We start from the raw sequence: 7,353 nt of genomic DNA, 5'->3' as shown, positions 1-7,353 counted from the left end.
CGTCTGCATGGAGCCCGGCATTCCCGATCCGAACGGGCGCGCGACGCGGCTTGGCCTCTACAATCTCGATCCCGCCGTGCGCTTCTGGGCCACACCGCCGATCCATGGCGTGTTGCGCCCGAGCGTCGTGCATCCGGAAGCCTTCACCTTCAAACTACCCGATAACGTGACGTTCGCTGCCGCCGCCATGGTGGAACCCTTGGCGGTGGGCGTTCATGCTGTCACCAAGGCCAAGGCCGCGCCCGGCCATATCGCGGTCGTGATCGGCGCCGGACCGATCGGCCTTGTCACGGTGCTCGCCGCGCTCGCAGGCGGCTGCGCGCATGTGATCGTCAGCGATGTGGACGACACGAAGCTTGAGATCGCTCGCAAGCTCGGCTCGGTCTCCACTGTCAACGTGTCGCGCGAAAACCTAGCCGAGGTCGTGAAGGCCCGCACCGAGGGTTGGGGCGCGGATGTGATCTACGAATGCGCCGGCTCCGAGCGGGCGATCGCCGATATTTTCGAACCGCTCTGTCCCGGCGGCGTGGTGGTCTTCGTCGGCATCCCGCTGTCCAACCCCGCCTATAACGTGTCGGCCGCCATGCTGAAGGAAGCACGGGTCGAGCATGTGTTCCGCTACGCCCATGTCTTCCCGCGATGCGTGGCGATGCTGGCCTCCGGCGCGATCGACGTCTCGCCCCTCATCACGCGGACCTATCCGTTCGAGAAGAGCGTCGAGGCGTTTCAGGACGCCGCGTCCGCCCCCAAGGGACAGGTCAAGATGCAGATCACCATGGGTCTCCCCGGCGCATAGCGCCGGCCTACCGGCCGCGATCACGAAAGCTTTGGGAGGAGCCCTATGAATTTCGAAGGTAAGACCGTCATCGTCACGGGCGCAGGCAAGGGCATCGGCCGGCGCACGGTGGAGCTTCTGACGCAACGCGGCGCCAAGGTTGTGGCGCTATCGCGTTCACAGGCCGATCTCAACAGTCTCGCCGCCGAGACAGGCGCGCGCGGCCTCAGCGTCGATCTCGGCAACGCCGCGGAGACACGTCGGATCACCGCCGAGGCCATGCCGGCCGACATGCTGGTCAATTGTGCGGGCATCAACATTCTCGAACCGTTCCTCGAGATGAAGGACGAGTCCTTCGACACGGTTCAGGCCGTGAACGTGCGCTCGGCCGCCATCGTCTCGCAGGTCTTCGCGAGGGATCTGGTCGCCCGCAAGGCCAAGGGCGCAATCGTCAACGTCTCGTCCATCTCGTCCTTTCTCGGCTTTCGCGATCACGCCGCCTATTGCGCCTCGAAGGGCGCGATGGACGGGCTGACGCGGGTCATGGCGAACGAGTTGGGGCCGCACGGCATTCGCGTCAATTCCGTGGCGCCCGGCATTACCTTGACCGATCTCGCCCGCGTCGCCTGGGAAGCGCCGGAGAAGGGCGGCCCCATGCTGGCACGCACACCGATCGGTCGTTTCGCCGAAACCGAGGACGTGGCGGAGGTCATCCTGTTCCTCTTGAGCGACGCGGCCGCCATGCTGACCGGCGTGACGCTGCCGATCGACGGAGGCTTCCTTGCCAACTGACGCCGCGCCCATCATCGCGCTGCGTGGCGTCGAGAAGTCCTTCGGCCCGGTCCAGGTGCTGCGCGGCGTCGATTTCGATCTGCGCGCCGGCGAGGTCCACGCTCTGATGGGCGAGAATGGCGCGGGCAAGTCCACCATGATCCGCCTCATGTCGGGGGCCCATCAGCCCAATTCCGGCACGGTGGAAGTGGACGGCGCGCCCGTACGCTTTTCCGGCCCCGGCGAGGCGAAGGCGTCCGGCATCGCCGTCGTCCATCAGGAGCTCCTTCTGTTTCCGGCGATGACGGTCGCTGAGAATATCTTTCTCGGCCATGCGCCCAAGACCGGGCGCGGCCTGATCGACTGGAACGAGATGCGCCGCAAGGCGCGCGCCATTCTGGATCGGCTCGACTGCCCCGATCTGGATGTGGACGAGAAGGTCTCCCGCCTCTCGGTCGCCAACCGGCAGCGCGTCGAGATCGCCCGCGCCCTGTCGCGCGACGCGCGCGTTCTCATCATGGACGAGCCGACGGCCGCGCTGGCCGAGGCCGATGTGCGTCGGCTGCTCGATGTCGTGCGCTCGCTGCGGGCGGAGGGTGTCGGCATCGTCTATGTCAGCCACCGCATGAACGAGATTTTCGAAATCTCGGACCGCATCACGGTGTTGCGCGATGGCAAGACGATCGACACGCGCGCCGCCAATGACGTGACCGAAGCCGCCCTCGTCTCCATGATGGTCGGCCGCGACATTCACCAGCTCTTCCCCAAGGACACGATTCCGCTCGGCGAAACGGTGCTGGAGGTCAAGAATCTCGCTCATGCCGGTAAGGTCAGCGATGTGTCCTTTTCCGTGCGCGCGGGCGAGATTCTCGGCATTGCCGGTCTCGTCGGCTCGGGGCGAACGGAGCTGGCGCAAACCATCTTCGGCGTGACGCCGGCGACCTCGGGCGACATCCTGATCGACGGACAAGCGGTCACGGTCGGCAGCGTGCGCGAGGCCATCGCCCATCGTATTGCCTATGTGCCGGAGGACCGCGCCCAGCACGGCCTCGTGCGCCCGCAGACGATCCGCGAAAACGTGTCCATGGCGATCCTGAACCGTCTCACCCGGCGCGGCGTGGTCGATACCACGCGCGAAACGACGATCGCAGCCGACGCCATCCAGCGTTTCGCGATCCGCGCACGCGGCCCCGGGCAAGTCGTCGCCCAGTTGTCGGGCGGCAATCAGCAGAAGGTGGTGATCGCCAAATGGCTCGCCACCGATCCTCGCATTCTCATTCTCGATGAGCCGACGCGCGGCGTCGATGTCGGCGCCAAGACCGAAATCCATAAGCTGATGAACCAACTCGCCGCCCAAGGGCTCGCCATCATCATGATCTCCAGCGAATTGCCGGAGGTGCTCGGCATGAGCGACCGCGTGCTGGTGATGAATGGCGGGCGCATGTCCGCGATTCTGCCACGCAGCGAGGCGACGCCCGAGGTGGTCGGCTCGGCGATGATGACGGGACACGCCGCATGACCGGCCCTTCGCTTTCCCGCCGCCTGTCCGGCTCTGGGCAGGAAATCCTGCTGCTGCTGGCCATCGTCGCTCTGTTTCTCGTCGTCGGCTGGCTCAACCCGCGCTTTGTCTCGCAGAACAACCTGACCTCGATCTTCGTCGGCAACGCCTATATCGCGGTCGCGGCGATCGGCATGTCCATGGTCATCATCTCCGGCCATATCGACGTGTCCGTCGGCGCGCTGATCGGGGTTTTGGCGACGGTCAGCGGCCTTCTCGTCACCAACGGCTATCCCGTCTGGGTGGCCTGGCTCCTGCCCGTCTTGATCGGCGGGGCGGTCAATGCGCTGCTCGGCGCCGTCATCGCCTATCTCAAGGTGCCCTCGATCATCGCGACACTCGCCATGCTCTCGATCCTGCGCGGCGGGCTCATCACGGCCACAGGCGGCGCCTGGATTTCCGGTCTGCCACCCGAGTTCCAGCTTGCGCAATTTCGCCTTTTCGACATCCCCTCGCCCGTCTGGTTCATGGTGGTGATGACGATCGTCGCGGCTTTCCTCTTGCGCTCCACCGCCTTCGGGCGCTCGATCTATGCGGTTGGCGGCAATGGCGAGGCGGCGGAAGCCGAGGGCATCCCCTATAACCGAACGATCGTGAAGGTCTTCACCATTCACGGCATGATCGCTGGGGTATCTGCCATTCTCTTCGCGACGCAGCTTCAGGTCATCCAGTCCACTGTTCCGAACGGGCTCGAACTCATCATCATCACGGCTTCGGTGGTCGGCGGCGTCTCGATCCTAGGCGGCATCGGCACGGTGACCGGCTCGACGCTGGCGGCCATTCTCTTCGCCGCGATCGGCTCGTCGCTGATTTTCCTGAACGTCTCGGCCTACTGGCTGCGCGCGGTTCAGGGGATTCTGATCCTCGCCACCGTGCTCATCGACATGGCGCGGCGCGGGCGGACGGGCTGAGGGGGGATATCATCATGGCTCTTCGCTCCCTTCTCCGCCACGAGGCGCTTCTGGCCTTCATTCTCGCTGTCGCACTCGCGGTTCTCGCCGTCGACAACGAGCGCTTCTTCACCGCCGCCAATCTTCTCAATCAGGGTCGCCTGATGACCGAGGTCGGGCTGATCGCGGTGGTGATGACCTTTGTCATCATCACGGGCGGCATCGATCTCTCGGTCGGCTCCATCCTCGGCCTCTGCGCCATTCTGGTCGGCGTGTTCTGGAAGACGCTCGGCTTGCCCCTGCCCGTTGCCATGGTGCTCTGCCTCGTGGTCGGCACGCTCGCCGGGTTCGTGAACGGGCTGATCGTCACCCGCTTCCGCGTGCCACCTCTGATTGCGACGCTGGCGACGCTCGCCCTTTATCGCGGTCTGGCGGAAGGCATCAGCCAGGCACAGTCGATCCGGGGCTACCCGTCCTGGTTCTTCGTACTGGGTCAGGGCAATGTTCTAGGCGTGCCGACGCAGCTCTGGCTTCTCGCCATCGTCGCCCTCGTCGGCTTCTTCATCCTGCGCTTCACGGCCTTCGGCCGCGCCACCTATGCCATCGGCAACAACGAGATGGGCGCGGAGTTTTCGGGCATCGACGTGGTGCGCACGAAGCTGCTGATCTACTCGGCTTCGGGCTTCGTCTCGGCGCTTGCCGCCCTCGTCTTCGTGTCTCGGGTCTCGACCACGCGCTCGGACATGGGCACGGGCATCGAACTCGACGTGATCACTGCGGTGGTTCTCGGTGGCACCTCGATCTTCGGCGGGCGCGGGCTCGTGGTCGGGACGCTGATCGGCCTGTGCCTCGTGCAGGTTCTGAAGAACGGCCTCGCGCTGTCGGGCGTCAAAGGCGACGGCACGATCGTCATCATCGGGTTCGTGCTGATCGCGGCCGTTCTCGTTTCCAATCTTCTTCGTCGCTATTCCAGCGATTGAGAGTGGCCTTCGGCCCCTCGGGAGGGGGTCGGTTCACAACCGTTCCATTTGGGAGGACTAACAATGCGCACCATGCTCGCCCTGCTTCTGGGCACCAGCCTTCTCACCGCCCCGGCCATGGCGCAGAGCGCCTGGACCGGCGGCGACGGCGCGCCGGCCAATCCGCTCGCCTGCGACGCCTCGGTCACGCCCGTTCCCCCTGGCGAATACAATGGCGGCACGCCGACCGGCGCGCCCGATCGCAAGGGCAAGCCGCTCAAGGTGGTCGATATTCCGAAGCTCGTGGGCGTTGGCTATTTCAACTCGACTGCGCAGGGCATTCAGGAAGCCGCCAAGGAAACAGGCTCGATGACCGTCACGACCGACGGTCCGACCAAGGCCAATATCGACGAGCAGATCACCTTCATCGACAATTACATCACGTCGGGCGTGGACGGCATTCTCTTCGCCGCGAACGATCCCGTGGCTATCGCGCCGGTTCTGAAGCGTGCGCTGGAAGCCGGCATCAACGTCGTCGGCTATGACGCGGATGCAGAAGCCGATGCGCGTCAGTGGTTCGTCAATCAGGCGCAGCCGAACGGCGTCGCCAAGGCGCTCATCGATCAGCTCGCTTCGGAAGTCGGTGAAGACGCCTCCTTCGCGATCGTCACCTCGACCTTCACGACGCCCAACCAGTCCCGCTGGATCAGCGAGATGCAGGGCTATGCCGAGAAGTGCCACCCGAAGCTGAAGTTCCTGGAGACGGTGGAAGCGCAGGAGGACAACATCCTGTCCTTCAACCAGGCGCAGACGCTGATCAACAAATATGGCGACGAGTTGAAGGGCATCCTCGGCATGACCTCGGTCGCGACGCCCGCCGCCGCCGAAGCCGTTCAGCAGAACAAGCTCTGCGGCAAGGTGTCGGTGGTCGGCCTCGCCCTCCCCAACGCGATGAAGCCCTATATCAACGGCGACTGCATCAAGTCGACCGTGCTTTGGTCGACGGTGGATCTCGGCTATGCGGCAGGCCTCGCCATGCGCGCGGTTGCGGACGGCACGTTGAAGCCGGGTGACACGAGCTTCAAGGCCGGGCGTCTGGGCGATCTCCAGATCGTCAACCAGAGCCAGATTCTGCTCGGCGCGCCGAAGGTCTTCACCAAGGCCGACATCAACAACTTCGACTTCTAAAACCGAACATGGCGCGGCTTTTCGAAGCCGCGCCACCTAGCCTCAATCCGATGGCTCGACCTGTCCGCGATGCTGAAGCCAGCGCGCCATGAGCAGGCAGAGAAAGGCCCAGGTCGCGCCGGCGCACCAACCGGCCAGAACGTCGGTGGGGTAATGCACCCCAAGATAAACCCGGCTCGCACCGATAAGCAGCGTCAGCACGACCGCGAGGCCGATGAAATAGGCGCGCATGACGAAGCGCTCTTCCGTTCGCGCCAGGAGCGCGCCGAGCGTCAGATAGGTGACGGCCGAAAGCATGGCGTGCCCGCTCGGGAAGGACAAGCTGTGAACGTCCACGAGATGGCCGACGACATCCGGCCTTTGCCGGTCGAAAAAGACCTTCAGCACATTCGACAAAGCCGTTCCGCCCACCACCGCGCCGAAGACGAGCAGCGCGGCAGCGCGCTTGCCGTTGAGCAACAGATAGGCGACAGCCGCGACGAGGATCATGGTCAGGACGGTGTAACCGCCGAGGGCGGTGATGTCCCGCAGTGCTGCTTCCAGCCAGAACGGGCCGATCGGATCGTCCGGTCGGCCGGGCTCGCGCAAGGCGCGCAGGATCGCGTCGTCGAAGGCGTGCGTATCTCCTTCCCGCACCTCGCCCGCGATGGACAGGAATCCGAACAGTCCGCCGGACAAGCCAACGAGCCAAAGCAGGAGCTTGGCTTCGATCCGGCCAAGGACCGGCAGGCGGCGAAAACGGGACGAAGAGGGCGCGCCGGGCGCGGTCGATCGATCTGTCATGCCAGCGAGATATAGCCGGCTCTCGAACCGGCGAGAGGGAGAGCCGGGCCTTGGCCCGGCTCCCGCAGAATTTATTGCGCGCCCTTGCTCTTCAGCCAGTCACGCAACTCGCCGATCTCGCGCTCCTGCGAGGCGACCACATCCTCCGCGATCTTGCGGATCGTCGGGTCGTTCTCACCGCTGGCGAGATAGGCTTTGGCCATGTCGATCGCGCTTTGATGATGCGGGATCATCATGCGCGCGAAATCGACGCCCGGCTGGCCGGACATCGGCATGGACGACATGTCCGCATCCATGCGCTTCATAGCCTGCATATAGGCCTGCGAGGCCGGCGAGTGCGCGCCTCCATGGGCGGAATGATCCTGCGCCAGCGCCGGAGCGCCTACGATAGCGGGCAGGATGGTGAGAGCGATCAAAATACGCTTCATG

At 64.8% G+C, this 7,353-nt stretch carries 8 protein-coding genes; 6 read left to right on the top strand and 2 right to left on the bottom strand.

The genetic code is table 11. The features are described 5' to 3' along the window. The 6 genes from AUL28_RS07930 to AUL28_RS07905 all read left to right on the top strand — a co-directional run. A partial coding sequence (locus tag AUL28_RS07930; RefSeq protein WP_062231493.1) for a zinc-binding dehydrogenase occupies nucleotides 1–796 on the top strand: 796 nt, incomplete at its 5' end. Between the two features lie 45 nt (nucleotides 797–841). Beyond that, entirely contained in the window at nucleotides 842–1,567 is a 726-nt protein-coding gene (locus AUL28_RS07925; RefSeq protein ID WP_062231485.1) for an SDR family oxidoreductase, read from the top strand. After that, nucleotides 1,557–3,065: a sugar ABC transporter ATP-binding protein gene (locus AUL28_RS07920; protein WP_062231483.1), complete on the top strand. Its 1,509-nt coding sequence runs from the start codon at nucleotides 1,557–1,559 to the stop codon at nucleotides 3,063–3,065. Before AUL28_RS07925 ends, AUL28_RS07920 begins: the two co-directional genes overlap by 11 nt. Continuing rightward, nucleotides 3,062–4,015 (top strand): ABC transporter permease, encoded by a 954-nt coding sequence (locus AUL28_RS07915; protein WP_058600446.1) that lies wholly within the window; start codon nucleotides 3,062–3,064, stop codon nucleotides 4,013–4,015. The genes AUL28_RS07920 and AUL28_RS07915 overlap by 4 nt, the downstream gene beginning before the upstream one ends. Nucleotides 4,016–4,029: 14 nt before the next feature. Further along, complete coding sequence (locus AUL28_RS07910; RefSeq protein ID WP_062231481.1) at nucleotides 4,030–4,974, top strand: ABC transporter permease; 945 nt, start codon at nucleotides 4,030–4,032, stop codon at nucleotides 4,972–4,974. A 63-nt stretch (nucleotides 4,975–5,037) separates the two neighbouring features. Continuing rightward, a complete protein-coding gene (locus tag AUL28_RS07905) occupies nucleotides 5,038–6,141 on the top strand; it encodes a substrate-binding domain-containing protein (RefSeq protein WP_058600444.1) in 1,104 nt (367 codons plus the stop codon). A 42-nt stretch (nucleotides 6,142–6,183) separates the two neighbouring features. On the opposite strand, the gene AUL28_RS07900 is transcribed toward AUL28_RS07905, so the two are convergent. Together AUL28_RS07900 and AUL28_RS07895 are read right to left on the bottom strand one after the other, a co-directional pair. Continuing rightward, on the bottom strand, nucleotides 6,184–6,924 hold the full coding sequence (locus AUL28_RS07900) for a phosphatase PAP2 family protein (protein ID WP_062231479.1): 741 nt from the start codon (nucleotides 6,922–6,924) through the stop codon (nucleotides 6,184–6,186). Nucleotides 6,925–6,995: 71 nt separating this feature from the next. Beyond that, on the bottom strand, nucleotides 6,996–7,352 hold the full coding sequence (locus AUL28_RS07895) for a DUF305 domain-containing protein (protein WP_062231477.1): 357 nt from the start codon (nucleotides 7,350–7,352) through the stop codon (nucleotides 6,996–6,998). Between the last annotated feature and the right edge of the window lies 1 nt (nucleotide 7,353).

The organism is Aureimonas sp. N4 (genome assembly GCF_001463925.1).
GTDB classification, from domain to species: Bacteria; Pseudomonadota; Alphaproteobacteria; order Rhizobiales; family Rhizobiaceae; genus Aureimonas; species Aureimonas ureilytica_A.
This window is presented reverse-complemented; position numbering and strand designations above follow the sequence as displayed.

Coding starts and splice junctions, on each gene's coding strand:
- AUL28_RS07925 (WP_062231485.1), top strand. CDS start 842: ATGAATTTCGAAGGTAAGACCGTCATCGTCACGGGCGCAGGCAAGGGC.
- AUL28_RS07915 (WP_058600446.1), top strand. CDS start 3,062: ATGACCGGCCCTTCGCTTTCCCGCCGCCTGTCCGGCTCTGGGCAGGAA.
- AUL28_RS07910 (WP_062231481.1), top strand. CDS start 4,030: ATGGCTCTTCGCTCCCTTCTCCGCCACGAGGCGCTTCTGGCCTTCATT.
- AUL28_RS07905 (WP_058600444.1), top strand. CDS start 5,038: ATGCGCACCATGCTCGCCCTGCTTCTGGGCACCAGCCTTCTCACCGCC.
- AUL28_RS07900 (WP_062231479.1), bottom strand. CDS start 6,924: ATGACAGATCGATCGACCGCGCCCGGCGCGCCCTCTTCGTCCCGTTTT.
- AUL28_RS07895 (WP_062231477.1), bottom strand. CDS start 7,352: ATGAAGCGTATTTTGATCGCTCTCACCATCCTGCCCGCTATCGTAGGC.